Annotated in this window: 12 protein-coding genes and 1 riboswitch; of the genes, 7 read left to right on the top strand and 5 right to left on the bottom strand. The window is 67.1% G+C overall.

What is annotated here, in order from left to right; translation table 11 throughout:
- Nucleotides 1-12 precede the first annotated feature (12 nt).
- Complete coding sequence (locus ACQR10_RS03040; protein ID WP_316180275.1) at nt 13-666, bottom strand: cytochrome b/b6 domain-containing protein; 654 nt, start codon at nt 664-666, stop codon at nt 13-15.
- Between the two features lie 201 nt (nt 667-867).
- Complete coding sequence (locus ACQR10_RS03035; RefSeq protein WP_316180273.1) at nt 868-1,422, bottom strand: fasciclin domain-containing protein; 555 nt, start codon at nt 1,420-1,422, stop codon at nt 868-870.
- A gap of 481 nt (nt 1,423-1,903) precedes the next feature.
- Here ACQR10_RS03035 and ACQR10_RS03030 point away from each other — a divergent pair, with 481 nt between their 5' ends.
- Nucleotides 1,904-2,269: a hypothetical protein gene (locus tag ACQR10_RS03030; RefSeq protein ID WP_434911780.1), complete on the top strand. Its 366-nt coding sequence runs from the start codon at nt 1,904-1,906 to the stop codon at nt 2,267-2,269.
- A gap of 12 nt (nt 2,270-2,281) precedes the next feature.
- Here ACQR10_RS03030 and ACQR10_RS03025 read toward each other — a convergent pair whose 3' ends face one another.
- Nucleotides 2,282-3,469 carry a DNA topoisomerase IB gene (locus ACQR10_RS03025; protein ID WP_434911779.1) on the bottom strand — a complete coding sequence of 396 codons (1,188 nt, stop codon included), beginning with the start codon at nt 3,467-3,469 and terminating at the stop codon, nt 2,282-2,284.
- Between the two features lie 377 nt (nt 3,470-3,846).
- On the opposite strand from ACQR10_RS03025, the gene acs reads away from it, so the two are divergent.
- From acs to ACQR10_RS03010, 3 genes are all read left to right on the top strand, one after another.
- On the top strand, nt 3,847-5,799 hold the full coding sequence (gene acs / locus ACQR10_RS03020) for an acetate--CoA ligase (protein WP_434908055.1): 1,953 nt from the start codon (nt 3,847-3,849) through the stop codon (nt 5,797-5,799).
- Between the two features lie 105 nt (nt 5,800-5,904).
- Complete coding sequence (locus ACQR10_RS03015) at nt 5,905-6,624, top strand: hypothetical protein (RefSeq protein WP_434911778.1); 720 nt, start codon at nt 5,905-5,907, stop codon at nt 6,622-6,624.
- 221 nt (nt 6,625-6,845) lie between these two features.
- Complete coding sequence (locus ACQR10_RS03010; protein WP_434838894.1) at nt 6,846-7,340, top strand: L,D-transpeptidase; 495 nt, start codon at nt 6,846-6,848, stop codon at nt 7,338-7,340.
- 74 nt (nt 7,341-7,414) lie between these two features.
- Here ACQR10_RS03010 and ACQR10_RS03005 read toward each other — a convergent pair whose 3' ends face one another.
- Complete coding sequence (locus ACQR10_RS03005; protein WP_434838824.1) at nt 7,415-7,651, bottom strand: DUF1674 domain-containing protein; 237 nt, start codon at nt 7,649-7,651, stop codon at nt 7,415-7,417.
- 195 nt (nt 7,652-7,846) lie between these two features.
- Here ACQR10_RS03005 and ACQR10_RS03000 point away from each other — a divergent pair, with 195 nt between their 5' ends.
- The 3 genes from ACQR10_RS03000 to purH all read left to right on the top strand — a co-directional run bounded on the left by ACQR10_RS03000 (nt 7,847) and on the right by purH (nt 13,174).
- A complete protein-coding gene (locus tag ACQR10_RS03000) occupies nt 7,847-9,199 on the top strand; it encodes an RsmB/NOP family class I SAM-dependent RNA methyltransferase (RefSeq protein WP_434838823.1) in 1,353 nt (450 codons plus the stop codon).
- Between the two features lie 245 nt (nt 9,200-9,444).
- A complete protein-coding gene (locus ACQR10_RS02995) occupies nt 9,445-11,160 on the top strand; it encodes a heparinase II/III family protein (RefSeq protein WP_434838822.1) in 1,716 nt (571 codons plus the stop codon).
- 316 nt (nt 11,161-11,476) lie between these two features.
- Nucleotides 11,477-11,557: riboswitch (ZMP/ZTP riboswitch) on the top strand.
- 24 nt (nt 11,558-11,581) lie between these two features.
- On the top strand, nt 11,582-13,174 hold the full coding sequence (gene purH / locus ACQR10_RS02990; RefSeq protein ID WP_315800759.1) for a bifunctional phosphoribosylaminoimidazolecarboxamide formyltransferase/IMP cyclohydrolase: 1,593 nt from the start codon (nt 11,582-11,584) through the stop codon (nt 13,172-13,174).
- Between the two features lie 133 nt (nt 13,175-13,307).
- Here purH and ACQR10_RS02985 read toward each other — a convergent pair whose 3' ends face one another.
- Nucleotides 13,308-14,717: an MFS transporter gene (locus ACQR10_RS02985; RefSeq protein WP_434838821.1), complete on the bottom strand. Its 1,410-nt coding sequence runs from the start codon at nt 14,715-14,717 to the stop codon at nt 13,308-13,310.
- Nucleotides 14,718-14,732 lie beyond the last annotated feature (15 nt).

Below are 14,732 nucleotides of genomic sequence, written 5' to 3'. Positions count from 1 at the left end.
TACTCTCTCCTCTCAGCGGCCGATGATCATCGCGCGCAGGCTCTTCGGCACCAGCAGCGCGAGCAGGATGTGGATCACCAGGAAGGCGCAGATCAGCGCCATGCAGACGAAATGGACGTAGCGCGCCGCCGGATAGTCGCCGAACAGGCTGACCAGCCAGTGCAGCTGGACCGGCTTCCACATCGACAGGCCGGTGAGCACGACGACGATGCCGACGCCGATGATGCCGAGATAGAGCAGCTTCTGCACCGCGTTGTAGGCGGTGAGGTCGTCATGGGCGAGCTTGAAGGTCAGCGCGGCCTTGAGGTCGGCGATGACGGACGCCGGCGAGACCGGCAGCAGCTTGCGGCGGAACCGGCCGGTGGCGAGACCGGTGACGAGATAAGCGAGCCCGTTCAGCATCAGCAGCCACATCGCCGCGAAGTGCCACAGCAGCGCGCCGCCGAGCCAGCCGCCGAGCGTGAAGCTGCGGTCGAAGCGGAAGTCGAACAGCGGCGAGGCGTTGTAGATCTGCCAGCCCGACATGATCATCATGATCATCGCGACGGCGTTGATCCAATGCATGACGCGCACCCAGGCCGGCTGAATGACCTTGGTCGCGACTCCAGTTGCAGGTCCCCCGGTCGCCGCGAGGGTCGAGGGGGCGCTGGTGGTGGCGCTCGTCATGGCGGTCGGCTCCGTCGCTTGCATTCGTCACGGTCATTATACGCCGGCTCGGCGGGCCCCGTTACGCTCTGGCGCCGATCAAATCGATACGTGAAAACTATGGCGTTCACAAAAAAGCGAGCCGGGGGTGGGCCCGGCTCGCTCCTGGTCACATCCGCGAGGAGGAGGAAGAAACGGATGTGTCCGGTGTCGCGCCGGGCCTCACGACGCCGGCATCAGCACGGTGTCGACCACGTGGATGACGCCGTTCGACTGGTTGACGTTGGGGATCGTGACCATCGAGGTGCCGCCCTTGGCGTCGACGATCATGACGTTCTTGCCCTCGCGCTTGACGGTGAGCTGCTCGCCCTCGACCGTCTTCAGCATCTGGCCGTCCTTCAGGTCGGACGCCTCGAGCTTGCCGGGCACGACGTGATAGGTGAGGATCTTGGTCAGCGTCGCCTTGTTCTCCGGCTTGACGAGGCTGTCGACGGTGCCGGCCGGCAGCTTGCCGAACGCGGTGTTGGTCGGCGCGAACACCGTGAACGGTCCCTTGCCTTCCAGCGTCTGCACGAGGCCCGCGGCCTTCACCGCGGCGACCAGCGTCGTATGATCCTTCGAGTTGACCGCGTTCTGCACGATGTTCTTCGACGGGTACATCGCCGCGCCTCCGACCATCACGGTCTTCTCCTCGGCGTGCGCGGGTGCGACGACGATCGAGGTCAGCGACAGCGCGCTGAAGGCGGCGGCAGCGAGGAAGGCAATGCGCTTGGACATGGGTAGCTCCCTAATGAAGACGGCGGCAGAGCCGCACGATGAGTTCGACTGCGACATCGATGCGTTGGAGAGCGCTGTTGCTCTCGCGTCGTGTCGGGCCGAGCTACGCCGCGTTCGGAAGCGAGTTTCGGCGCATAATTTAACGTGATCCGTGAAACCTGCGGCGATCGAGATCGTCTCGCCGACTCATTGAACGAGAACTGCGCCGCAATGTCGCAGCCTGCTGCGAACTGATCAGCTCTCTGTCGGTCATTGGCCGAGGCCGATGACCGATCACCGTCGCCATTAACTACAATGCGAGCCGAGCCCGGCCGAACCTGCCGAAAATATTGCGAGTAAGACTTTCTTAAGGTTGATTGGTCGGCACGGCGCCGGCTGCGGGAAGGGGATGTCCCGCACTGTCCGGCGCGATCGGCGGGGGTTTCCTACAGTGAACAGAACGATCTGGATTGCGGGGTTCTGCCTCGTGATAATCTGCTGCTTGCTTGCAACGAAGATGGTGCTCGCCGCGGCGACGCCCGGCGACATGAGCGACACGACCTCGTCGCTGATCCGCGAGCCCATTCCGGGCGTTGATACGCTGAGCGAGACGGATCGCAGCTTCGCGACACAGCCGATCGAGTACAACGAGGACGTCTATCTGCCACTGGTCTCGCGGGCCGTGCGGGCGGAAGGGCGTAGCGCGTCGCCGGCGCGCCGGGCGAAGGCGTCCGGCAAAGCCGCTGTGCTGCGGCCGGTCAAGCGCAATCCGCAGCCCGTGAAGACGTCGGCGGCGTCGTGCAAGCAGCTCGACCCGATCGCGCGCTTCCTCGCCTCGGCGAAGATCGGGCCGCGGTGCCAGGCTTGATCGTTTGAGGCGTCAGGCCGAGACCGCCGTCACCACTTGCGCCAGCAACTGCTCGCGCCGCGTCTGCGAGCGCTGGCCCTTCATGGTGGCGGCGAAGCGTTCGAGGATGCCGTCCTCGAACGCCGTGACGATGGTGTCGTGCACGTAGCTCTTGCGGCAGATCGCCGGCGTGTTGGTGAGCTCGTCGGCGGCGGCGCGGATCGCTTCCAGGATCTGCTTCTTGCGGCCGCGCGCGCTCGCCGCGGGCGTGATTCGCGACAAGGTCTCCAGGGCGACGGCCGAGGCCATCAGCGTGCGGAAATCCTTCAGCGAGATCTTGATGCCGGCGATCTCGCGCAGGAACGCGTTGACCTGGGTGGTCGAGACCGCGCGCACCACGCGCTGGGCGTCGCGGTATTGGAACATGCGGCGGCCGGGGACGCCGCGCAGGATGCCGACGGCCCGCACCAGCTTGGCGGCGTCGCATTCCTTGCGCACCGCCTTGCCGCCCTTGGCCTTGAAGGTCAGCACCAGGGAGTCATCCTCGAGCGTGACGTTCGACTTCAACAATGTGGTGGCGCCGCGCGTGCCGTTCAGCCGCGCATAGGACTCGTTGCCGGGACGGATCGCGGTGCGCGCGATCAGCTCGATCACGGCGGACAGCGCGAACTCGCGCGTCGGCTCGTCGCCGGCGAGATGTTTCGACACCGCGCGGCGGATGCGCGGCAGCGCGCCGACCAGCTTGGCGAGACGATGCGCCTTGCGATGCTCGCGCACCTTCTCCCAATCGGCGTGATAGCGATATTGCAGCCGGCCGGCGGCGTCGACACCCACCGCCTGCAGATGCAGGTTCGGATCGGGGGCGTAGCGCACCTCGCGATAGGCCGGCGGCACCGCCATCGCATGCAGGCGGCGAATGGTGCCGGCGTGGCGGATCGGGGTGCCGTTGGCGCGGATGAAGGTGTAGCTCTTGCCCCGCCTGATGCGGCGGATGGTCAGCGCGGTCTGGTCGCCGAGCTTCAGCCCGATGCGCTTGGCGAGTTCCTCGACCGAGGTCTTGGCGTTGCCTTGCGCGTCGGCGGTCTTGGCGTGGGCGAGATCCTTCAAGGTCAGCTTGCGGCGCGGCGGCTTGGGCGGCCACTGGCCCAGCGCCTTCGCGAGCGCGACATCGGCATCGGCCGGGCCGACCCGCGGGCTCTCGAAATTCTGCTGGTCCATCATTGCTTTAGACGCCCTGCCGTCGTTTTCATCCGCTCAATGCCCCGGAGTCCGGTTTGGTTCCGGCCGGGTTATCCACAGCTTCAAGGCGATTTAGGGCGTGACGGGCCGGATAGCGAGTCCCTAATTTTGGGCAGAACGGTTGCAAAATACCGGTGCGCGCCCCGATTCCGGGTAACCTTGATGCTGCAGACTGTAGCGACCTCCGAAGTGTGACCGGCGCGCTCAACCTCCGCGCACAATTCTTTGATCCTGCGCAGACCGCCTCCCCGCCGAAGGTCCTACTTGTCTTGCCTTGTCGCCGCCGGTTACGCGGACGCATAGTGGGAACAACGATGGCCTGCGCCGGACCACGGCGGGCCGCATGTGGAGGGTGTGAAATGTCCGAGAAGATCTACGACGTTCCGGCCGAGTGGGCGAAACGCGCCTTCGTCGACGACGCGAAGTACCAGGAGATGTACGCGCGCTCGATCAAGGACCCCAACGGCTTCTGGGCCGAGCAGGCCAGGCGCGTCGACTGGGTCAAGGCACCGACGAAGATCGAGAACGTCTCCTACGCACCCGGCAACATCTCGATCAAATGGTTCGAGGACGGCGTCCTCAACGCCGCCTACAACTGCGTCGACCGCCATCTCGCCACCCGCGGCGACCAGACCGCGATCATCTGGGAGGGCGACGACCCCTCGCAGTCCAAGCACATCACCTATCGCGAGCTGCACGACGAGGTGTGCCGGATGGCCAACATCCTGCGCAACCGCAACGTCAAGAAGGGCGACCGCGTCACCATCTACCTGCCGATGATCCCGGAGGCGGCTTACGCGATGCTGGCCTGCGCCCGCATCGGCGCCATCCATTCGGTGGTGTTCGCCGGGTTCTCGCCGGACTCGCTCGCCCAGCGCATCAAGGACTGCGATTCCAAGATCATCATCACCGCCGACGAGGGCCTGCGCGGCGGCCGCAAGGTGCCGCTCAAGGCCAATGTCGACGCGGCGCTGAACAAGGTCGACAATGTCGACTGGGTCGTCGTGGTCAAGCGCACCGGCGGCAAGATCGAGATGAATCCGAGCCGCGACCTCTGGTATCACGAGGCCGCGGAGATGGTGACGACCGAATGCCCGTGCGAGCCGATGCATGCGGAGGATCCGCTGTTCATCCTCTACACTTCGGGCTCGACCGGCCAGCCCAAGGGCGTGCTGCACACCACCGGCGGCTATCTCGTCTACGCCGCGATGACGCATCAATACGTGTTCGACTATCACGAGGGCGACGTCTACTGGTGCACCGCCGACGTCGGCTGGGTCACCGGCCACAGCTACATCCTCTATGGACCGCTGGCCAACGGCGCCATCTCGCTGATGTTCGAAGGCGTGCCGAACTATCCGGACAATTCGCGGTTCTGGAACGTCATCGACAAACACAAGGTCAACATCTTCTACACCGCGCCGACCGCGATCCGCGCGCTGATGCAGGGCGGCGACGCGCCGGTGAAGAAGACCTCGCGCGCGTCTCTGCGCCTGCTCGGCTCGGTCGGCGAGCCGATCAATCCGGAAGCCTGGGAGTGGTATCACCGCGTCGTCGGCGACGACCGCTGCCCGATCGTCGACACCTGGTGGCAGACCGAGACCGGCGGCATCCTGATCACGCCGCTGCCGGGCGCGACCAAGCTCAAGCCGGGCTCGGCGACGCGGCCGTTCTTCGGCGTCGTGCCCGAGATCGTCGATGCCGACGGCAAGACGCTGGAAGGCGCGACCGAGGGCAATCTCTGCCTCACCCGCTCCTGGCCGGGCCAGATGCGCACCGTCTACGGCGATCACGCCCGGTTCGAGATGACCTACTTCTCGACCTACAAGGGCAAGTACTTCACCGGCGACGGCTGTCGCCGCGACGCCGATGGCTATTACTGGATCACCGGCCGCGTCGATGACGTCATCAACGTCTCCGGCCACCGCATGGGCACCGCCGAGGTGGAGAGCGCGCTGGTCGCGCACGCCAAGGTCTCGGAAGCGGCCGTGGTCGGCTATCCGCACGACATCAAGGGCCAGGGCATCTACGCCTATGTCACCCTGATGGCCGGCGAGCAGCCGAGCGAGGAGCTGCGCAAGGAGCTCGTCGCCTGGGTGCGCAAGGAGATCGGCCCGATCGCCTCGCCCGACCAGATCCAGTTCGCCCCCGGCCTGCCCAAGACCCGCTCTGGCAAGATCATGCGCCGCATCCTGCGCAAGATCGCCGAGGACGAGCCGGGCGCGCTCGGCGACACCTCGACCCTTGCCGATCCCGGCGTGGTCGATGATCTCGTCCAGCACCGGCAGAACCGCAAGGAGAAGCAGGCCTAGCGCATGTCCGCTGGACCTCTCAGGAGACGGTTGGAGAACGCGGCCCGGCTGGGCTGCGTTCTCCTCGCTCTGGCGGGCGGGATCGGTCCTTCGACGGCGCAGCTCATGCCGCAGTCGCCGGAACTGAAGACCTCGGTCGCGTTCTTCTACCGGGATCCGCGCATCGAGGGCCTGGTCCATGTGTTCGCGACCCTGAAGTCGGAAGGGCGGGATTGGACCGCCTACCCGCCGGTGACCGGGCTGTTGGCGCGGTCCTTCGCGCTGCATCCGGACTGGATCGATCGGCTGGCGCCGCCGGAGGGAGACGGCAAGGCGGCTTCGGCCTTCCTGGCCGCGGTCCGGCTCTCGGGACATGTCGCTGAGGCTGGCAGGTTTCGCGGCCGTTTCGGCGCCAGCGCCCTCGACGCCACGCTGGAGGATCAGTTCGGCAGCGCTCCCGCCCGGCTCGAGGACATCACGATCAGGACCCCGACCGACCTGGACCTGCTGTGGGGCGCCTCGTTCGCTGAAGGCGACGGCCGCTATGTGCGCATGATCCTCGACTTCTTCGCCTCCATCACCAATCAGTCCGAGCTCATCGCGCTCGACACCGCCCGTCTCACGGTGGCCATGGTCGGCGGTCCGAAGGACATCTACGACACGCTGGAGCAGCGCTACGACGCGGCCCAGCGCGGCCGGATGGTGGTTGCGGCCGCAGCCCTGTGGGCCATCGGATCGAACGTGCGCCAGCACGACTACGTCCGCCAGGCGACGTCCGACTACATCCACGATCATCCGCGCACATTCGCCGTCCGGGCGCTGTCGGCGATCACCCGCCTCAAATAGATTGCACGTGCCCGGCCGGGTTCGCTCCGCTGGCCCCGCCGGCGAATCCGTGTTGCGGGCCGGATTCCGGCCGAGTGTTGTTTTCAGGTCATTTACTTGCAGAGGAAGTTTTCATTTCCTCCAGCCATCCGAGTGCTCCCGCAAGAGCGGAGGTCGCAGCGATGGGGCGAAGAGGAATGGCAAGGCCGAATGGAGCGATCGGGCCGGCCGTGAAGGCGGCGATGATGGCCGCGTCGGTGGTCGGAGCCACGGTCACGACGGCCGACTCTGCGTCCGCCCGTCCCGAGCTGGTCAGCATCGCCGGCGACTATTCGCCCGGCACGATCGTGGTGAGGACCGGCGAGCGCAAGCTCTACCTCGTGCTCGATGGCAGCCACGCCATGCGCTACACGGTCGGCGTCGGCAAGGCCGGCCGGCAATGGGCCGGCACCACCAAGATCGACGGCAAGTACAAGAATCCGGCCTGGGCGCCGCCGGCCGACGTCAAGCGCGACAAGCCCAACATCCCCGACGTGATCCCCGGCGGCTCGCCGCAGAATCCGATGGGCGTCGCGGCCATGACGCTCGCGGGCGGCGAATATGCCATCCACGGCACCAACGTGCCGAACTCGGTCGGCGGCTACGTCTCCTACGGCTGCATCCGCATGCTCAACAGCGACATCACCGACCTCTACGAGCGCGTGTCGATCGGCACCACGGTGGTCGTGACCCGCTGAAGCCGAAGCGGCCGAACTGATTCTCCGTCACCCGCGCCATCACCATGCCTGACGGCGCGCGCCCGGCGGATGCATCAGAAGTCCGAGATGATTCCCTTTTTCTCCCAGTCGCCGTAACGGGTCGGCTCCGGTCCTTTCGGACCCTGCAGCTCCTTCGGCATCAGCGTCGTCTGCTCCGCCGCGAGACGACGCCGCTCCTCCGCCTCGGCCAGCGCACGCTGCGCGGCCGGAGTGAGCGGCTTGCGCGGATTGTCGTTGCTGGCGACCACCGACAATGCGGGCTTGCGCTCGTTGTTGGGTTCGTTGCTCATCGTACCATTCCACCGTTGCACCGGATCCTTCCCGACATCATCAGATCGTGTGAGCACGCCGGGGAAAACAGGTCTAAAAAAAGCGGAGCCGATTCTTACATTTGGCATATTCCGGTGACAGAGGACCCGCAAGCTGATGGCATGCACCCGATGGTCGCGGAACTGCCTTTCTTCTTTCGCGAGTAATTCCCAGGCATGCCTCCGCCGCGTTTTGCGACCCCTTCCGAAGTCCCAGGCCTGGCGGCACGACGCATCGCCGCCGACGTGGTCGACGGCGTGCTGCACAAGCATCGCACCCTCGACGATCAGCTCGACGGAACCGGCGCGCATCCCGGACTGAAGCATCTCGCCGATCGCGACCGCGCGCTGATGCGCCGGCTGGTCGCCACGACCTTGCGGCGGCTCGGAACGCTCGGCCACGTGCTGTCGCGGCTGCTGGATCGTGGCGTGCCGACCGACGCGCCGCGGGCGCAGAGCGCGCTGCTGATCGGCGCCGCCCAGATCCTCTGGATGGACGTTCCCGACCACGCCGCCGTCGACCTCTCCGTCCGCCTGGTGCAGGCCGACCGTCGCGCCGCGAAATATGCCGGACTCGTCAACGCGGTGCTGCGGCGCTGCGCCCGCGAGGGCGCGAGCCTGCTCGACGATGCCACCGGTCAGCCGCTTGATATCGCGCCCTGGCTGCTCAAGCGCTGGATCGATCATTACGGCGAAGCGACCGCCAGGGACATCGCCGCGGCGCTCGGCCAGGAGCCGTCGCTCGACCTCACGGTGAAGTCGGACCCCGGGCAATGGGCAACGCGACTGCATGGCGAGGTGCTGCCGACCGGCACCGTGCGCACCGTGCTGCATGGCTCGGTGACGGTGCTGCCGGGCTTTGCCGAGGGACAATGGTGGGTCCAGGACGCCGCTGCCGCCCTGCCTGCGCACCTGCTCGGCAACGTCAGCGGCAAGGCCGTCGCCGACCTCTGCGCAGCGCCGGGCGGCAAGACCGCCCAGCTCGCCCATGCCGGCGCCCGCGTCACCGCGGTCGACCGGTCGCCGGCCCGGATGAACCGGCTGAAGGACAACATGACCCGGCTGCAGCTCGCGGCCGAGACGGTCGTGGCCGATGCCGCCGAATGGCAGCCGGCCGAGAGCGGCGGCTTCGACGGCCTGCTGCTCGATGCGCCCTGCACCTCGACCGGCACGATCCGGCGCCATCCCGACGTCGGCTGGTTGCGCAGCGAGGCCGACATCACCGCATTGTCGGGCCTGCAGACGCGGCTGCTGACCAGGGCGGCCAGCCTGCTCAAGCCGGGCGGAACCCTGGTCTACTGCACCTGTTCGCTGGAGCCCGAGGAGGGCGAGCAGGTGGTCGAGCGCGTGCTCGCCGAAACCACCGAGCTGCGCCGCATCCCCGTGACCTCCGGCGAGGTGGCAGGACTGGCCGAGCTGGTCACGCCGGCCGGCGACCTGCGCACCCTGCCCTGTCATTTGCCGCACCAGGACCCCCGGCTTGGCGGTCTCGACGGTTTTTATGCGGCGAGACTGGAGCGGCGGCCGTGAGCGTGTCATCGTGTGCGCTCTGCGCCGGCCCTGCGTCGGCCGCGCTTTGAGGGCGTCGGCGTTGCGTTAGTCCGTTTATATCCTGATTTTGCACCAGATTCTGGTCCCGCGATGGTGCTGCACCGGGGCCAAAAATGGTGTATCGGCGGCAGTTGCGATCTATGAAGGATGCGCAACCGAATCCCCCTCTGAATCCAAGGCTTGGCGTGTCCGCCGCTCAACGCAGACGCATATCGACGCTGGTGATGGGCCGCTTTGCGCGCAGCCTGATGTCCAACGTCAGCGGTGTATCGGTATCCGTGTCCGGGCTGTGGCCAGGACGCGCGGACCGGCTCATCATTGCGCCGCATGACCTGCGCACGTCGGACGCGACGCGGGCGGCCGAGATCTATGCCGGACGCTTCGTCTTCGCCGGCAAGATCGTGACCTGCCACGGCCGTTCGATCTTCGACCTGGAGCCGCCGTCCGAGGACTGGGAGGTGGCCCTGCTCGGCTTCGGCTGGCTGCGACATCTGCGCGCAGCCGATACCGCGCTGACCCGCGCCAACGCCCGCGCTTTGGTCGACGACTGGATCACCAACCAGATCGGCCGCCATCCCTTGAGCCGGCGCGCCGACGTGCTGGCGCGGCGGGTGATCTCGCTGTTGTCGCAGGCCCCGCTGGTGCTGGCCGATTCCGACGGCAAGTTCTACCGCCGCTACCTGCGCGGGCTGACCCGCGAGATCCGCTATCTGCGCTATTCGACCATCGACATTCCCGATGGCGCGCCGCGGCTGCAGGTGCTGATTGCGCTGTGCTACGCGGCGCTATGCCTCGCCAACCAGGCCAAGCACATCCGCAGCGCGACCCGGAAACTCTCGGACGAATTGCAGCGGCAGATCCTGCCCGATGGCGGCCACGTCTCGCGCAATCCGGGCGCGCTGATCGAGCTCTTGATCGACCTGCTGCCGCTGCGGCAGACGTTTGCGGCCCGCAACATCGCCCCGCCGCCGGCGCTGCTCAATGCCATCGACCGCATGATGCCGATGCTGCGCTTCTTCCGGCACGGCGACGGCAACATGGCGCTGTTCAACGGCATGGGCGGCACCCCGTCCGACCTGCTGGCGACCCTGCTCGCCTATGACGACACCCACGGCACGCCGATGGCGAGCATGCCGCATTCCGGCTTCCAGCGGCTCGACGCCGGACCGATGACGGTCATCGTCGACACCGGTCCGCCGCCGCCACCGCATCTGAGCCATGAGGCCCATGCCGGCTGCCTCGCCTTCGAGATGTCCTCCGGACCGTGCCGCATCGTGATCAATTGCGGCATGCCGTCGACTGGCCGCGACAATTGGCGTGCCTTCGCGCGCAGCACGGTGGCGCATTCGACGCTGACCTATCACAACACCTCGTCCTGCACCTTCGTCGAGATGTCGGCGATGAAGCGCCTGCTGCACGGCGCGCCGATCGTGTCGGGTCCGACGCGGGTCGAGAACTTCCGCGAGATCGTGCCCGACGGCACCGTGCTGTCGACCTCGCACAACGGCTACGCGGCGAAATTCGGCCTGATCCATCGCCGCGTGCTGGTGGCGGCCGAGGATGGCTCGCGGCTCGACGGCGAGGACACTGTGACGCCGGCGCAGGGCGCGCGGCTTCGCGGCGGCGGCTCGGACTACGCGCTGCGCTTCCACCTGCACCCGGCCGTCAAGGCCAGCCGGCTCAGCGACGGCCGCGGCGCCATGCTCGTGCTGCCCAATCGCGAGGTCTGGACGTTCGAGACGTTCGACGACCGCGTCGATCTCGAGGACAGCGTGTTTCTCGCCGGCAATGACGGTCCGCGCCGCACCACCCAACTGGTGATCCGGCAGGACGCGCAGCAGGCCCCGTCGATCCGCTGGAGCTTCGTCCGCTCGTCAGTGTCGCCGACCGAGACCAACGGGCGCCGCAACGCGCGGAAAGAGCCGGAACTGCCGCTGTGATCGGTACGGCGCCAAGGAATGAGCCGACGAATCGTGCTGCGAGATGCACGCCATATCTGCACGGACAGTAGGCTCCCTCTCCCCGTTCTTACGGGGAGAGGGTCGGGGTGAGGTGCAGATGCACGGGGAGTGTACGTGGCGAGGCCTGTACCCCCTCACCCGGATTGCATCTGGCGATGCAATCCGACCTCTCCCCGCAAGCGGGGCGAGGTAAGGGCACCGCCTGCGACGCGCGTTCGAGCCAACATGAGCGCTCAATCGAGCCCGAGCACACACACCTCCCCGTTGTCGCCATCGGCAAAAGCTGATATGAGGCCGGCTCTCGCGCGACTGGCGACTTTGGATGGAGCACCATCGGGGAGCGCGGGATCGACCGCCGTGCGCCTGGGCAAATTGAACTCCTGCAACAGGACTCTTTGCCATGACAAACCAGCTTCGTCGCGTTCGCCGTGCTCTGCTCTCTGTTTCCGACAAGACCCGCCTCGCCGACTTCGCGCTGGCGCTCGCCGCGCGCGGCGTCGAACTGATCTCCACCGGCGGCACCGCCAAGGCGATTGCCGAGGCCGGCCTGAAGGTGAAGGACGTCTCCGACCTCACCGGCTTTCCCGAGATGATGGACGGTCGCGTCAAGACGCTGCATCCCAAGGTGCATGGCGGCCTGCTCGCCATCCGCGGCAATGACGAGCACACCGAGGCGATGAAGGCGCACAACATCGCGCCGATCGATCTCCTCGTCGTCAATCTCTATCCGTTCGAGGCCACCGCCGAGCGCGGCGCGTCGTTCAGCGACTGCATCGAGAACATCGATATCGGCGGCCCGGCGATGATCCGCGCGGCCTCGAAGAACCACGAGGATGTCGCGGTCGTCGTCGACGTCAACGACTACGAGGCCGTGCTCGAGGACCTCGCGCGCCACGAGGGCTCGACCACCTTGCTGCTGCGCCGCCGGCTTGCCGCCAAGGCCTATGCGCGCACCGCCGCCTATGATGCTGCGATCTCCAACTGGTTCGCCGCCACCATCCAGAACGACGCGCCCGACTACCGGGCCTTCGGCGGCAAGCTGATCCAGTCGCTGCGCTATGGCGAGAACCCGCACCAGCATGCGGCGTTCTACGCGCTGCCCGGCCGCCGTCCCGGCGTCGCGACCGCGCGCCAGCTCCAAGGCAAGGAGCTGTCCTACAACAACATCAACGACACCGATGCGGCCTATGAGTGCATCGCCGAGTTCGACCCGGCGCGCACCGCGGCCTGCGTCATCGTCAAGCATGCCAATCCCTGCGGCGTCGCCGAAGGCCCCGATCTCGTCACCGCCTATCAGAAGGCGCTGGCCTGCGATTCGACCTCGGCGTTCGGCGGAATCATCGCGATGAACCGCAAGCTCGACGCCGCCACCGCGCGCGCCATCACCGGCATCTTCACCGAGGTGATCATCGCGCCCGACGCCACCGACGAGGCGATCTCGATCATCGCAGCGCGCAAGAACCTGCGGCTGCTGCTCGCCGGCGCCCTGCCCGATCCGCGCGAAGCCGGCCTCACCGCCAAGACCGTGGCCGGCGGCCTGCTGGTGCAGAGCCGCGACAATGCCGTCGTCGATGACATGGAGCTGAAGGTGGTGACCAAGCGCGCCCCCACCGACGCCGAGCTGCGCGACCTGCGCTTCGCCTTCCGCGTCGCCAAGCATGTCAAGTCGAACACGATCGTCTACGCTAAGGATTCGGCGACCGTCGGCATCGGCGCCGGACAGATGAGCCGGGTGGATTCGGCGCGCATCGCCGCACGCAAGGCGCTGGATGCGGCCAGCGCGCTCAAGCTCGCCGAGCCGCTGACCAAGGGCTCGGTGGTCGCCTCCGACGCGTTCTTCCCGTTCGCCGACGGCATGCTCGCCTGCATCGAGGCCGGTGCCACCGCCGTGATCCAGCCGGGCGGATCGGTGCGCGACGACGAGGTCATCAAGGCCGCCGACGAGCACGGCATCGCCATGGTGCTTACTGGCGTCCGGCACTTCCGGCACTGATCGGCCCGACAATCTCCGTCGTCATTCCGGGGCGTCGCGTAGCGACGAGCCCGGAATCCATAACCACGACCGTGAGTATGGATTCCGGGCCTGTGCCTACGCGGCGCATCCCGGAATGACGGCGGAATAAGTTTCAAGCGCCCTGCCCTGCACGACCAACTGCGTCCACTCGCGCCAGCAGCAGCAGCCCCGCCGCGAAGAACAGCACCAGCACCGCCATGCCGGCCTTCTGACTCGCAGTGACCGCGGTGATGGTGCCGATCAGCAATGGCCCGACGAACGACGTCACCTTGCCGGTGAGCGCGAACAGGCCGAAATACTGCGCGACGCGCTCCTTCGGCACCATGCGGATCAGCAGCGAGCGCGAGGCCGCCTGCAGCGGCGCGCCGCAGGCGCCGATGACGCAGCCGAGCAGGAGATAGGCGCGCTCCGGCAGCGAGGCGAACAGCGGGCCGCCCGGCACGGCCGGCGTCACCGGAATGAACAGGACCGAATCACGGCTCACCATGAGAATCGCGACGATCGCGAGCAGCAGCAGCGTCATGCTGCCGGCGATCACACGCTTCGGCCCGAGAAAATCATCCAGCTTGCCGCCGAGCCAGCCACCGAACGTGCCGGCGGCGGCGAGGATGATGCCGAAGGTGCCGATCTGGATCGTGTTCCAGCCGAATGTGCCGGCGGCATAGATGCCGCCGAAAGCGAACAGCGACACCAGCCCATCGGTGTAGATCATGTTGGCGAGGAGAAAGAGCGCAACGTCACGCTGCTGCGGCAGGCTGCGCAGCGTCTGCTTCAGTTGGCCGACGCCCTCGCGCACGGCCGCGCCGAGCCGGTGGCGCGCCGGATAGTCCGGCGTGAACAGGAACATCGGCAGCACGAACACGACGAACCAGAGGCCGGTGAGCGGACCGGAGATGCGGTCGCCTTCATGGCTCACGGGATCGAGCCCGAACAGCGGCTTGAAGCCAAACAGCGTGCGGCCGCTGTCGGGATTGGCGGCGAGAAAGCCGAGCACGATGATGAGCGACAGGATGCCGCCGACATAGCCGGTGGCCCATCCGGTGCCGGACAGCCGGCCGATGCGTTCCGGCGGCACCAGGGTCGGCATCATCGCGTTGTTGAACACGGTGGCGAACTCGACGCCGATGGTGGCGATCACATAGGCCGCGAGCAGCGGCGGGATCAGCTCGGGCGCGCCGGGACGTCCGATCCACATCAGCGCGGCGCCGATCACGAGCAGCGCGCCGAACGCCGCGATCCACGGCTTGCGGCGCCCGGTGGCATCGGCGATGGCGCCGAACACCGGTGACAGCAGCGCGATGACGATGCCGGCCGCGGCGGTCGCAAAGCCCCACAGCGCCTGGCCGCTCGCCGCGTCCGGCGCGACATGCGCCGCGAAATAGGGCGCGAAGACGAAGGTCGTGATCAGCGTGAAATAGGGCTGCGCCGCCCAATCGAACAAGATCCAGCTGACGACGGCCGCGCGCCCGGGATAGATTCGGCCGTCGGCAGAGCCAGAGGTCTCGATCGTGATGACGGCCATTCGAAAATCCTCTGC

Source organism: Bradyrhizobium sp. HKCCYLRH2060, assembly GCF_051168135.1.
Lineage (GTDB): Bacteria > Pseudomonadota > Alphaproteobacteria > Rhizobiales > Xanthobacteraceae > Bradyrhizobium.
The sequence above is the reverse complement of the archived record's forward strand: the minus strand, read 5'-3'. Positions and strand labels throughout refer to the sequence as shown.

What these genes read in the sequence shown, in the direction of transcription:
- ACQR10_RS03040 (WP_316180275.1), bottom strand. Translation starts at nt 666, where the DNA reads ATGACGAGCGCCACCACCAGCGCCCCCTCGACCCTCGCGGCGACCGGG.
- ACQR10_RS03035 (WP_316180273.1), bottom strand. Translation starts at nt 1,422, where the DNA reads ATGTCCAAGCGCATTGCCTTCCTCGCTGCCGCCGCCTTCAGCGCGCTG.
- ACQR10_RS03025 (WP_434911779.1), bottom strand. Translation starts at nt 3,469, where the DNA reads ATGATGGACCAGCAGAATTTCGAGAGCCCGCGGGTCGGCCCGGCCGAT.
- acs (WP_434908055.1), top strand. Translation starts at nt 3,847, where the DNA reads ATGTCCGAGAAGATCTACGACGTTCCGGCCGAGTGGGCGAAACGCGCC.
- ACQR10_RS03015 (WP_434911778.1), top strand. Translation starts at nt 5,905, where the DNA reads ATGCCGCAGTCGCCGGAACTGAAGACCTCGGTCGCGTTCTTCTACCGG.
- ACQR10_RS03010 (WP_434838894.1), top strand. Translation starts at nt 6,846, where the DNA reads ATGATGGCCGCGTCGGTGGTCGGAGCCACGGTCACGACGGCCGACTCT.
- ACQR10_RS03005 (WP_434838824.1), bottom strand. Translation starts at nt 7,651, where the DNA reads ATGAGCAACGAACCCAACAACGAGCGCAAGCCCGCATTGTCGGTGGTC.
- ACQR10_RS03000 (WP_434838823.1), top strand. Translation starts at nt 7,847, where the DNA reads ATGCCTCCGCCGCGTTTTGCGACCCCTTCCGAAGTCCCAGGCCTGGCG.
- ACQR10_RS02995 (WP_434838822.1), top strand. Translation starts at nt 9,445, where the DNA reads ATGGGCCGCTTTGCGCGCAGCCTGATGTCCAACGTCAGCGGTGTATCG.
- purH (WP_315800759.1), top strand. Translation starts at nt 11,582, where the DNA reads ATGACAAACCAGCTTCGTCGCGTTCGCCGTGCTCTGCTCTCTGTTTCC.
- ACQR10_RS02985 (WP_434838821.1), bottom strand. Translation starts at nt 14,717, where the DNA reads ATGGCCGTCATCACGATCGAGACCTCTGGCTCTGCCGACGGCCGAATC.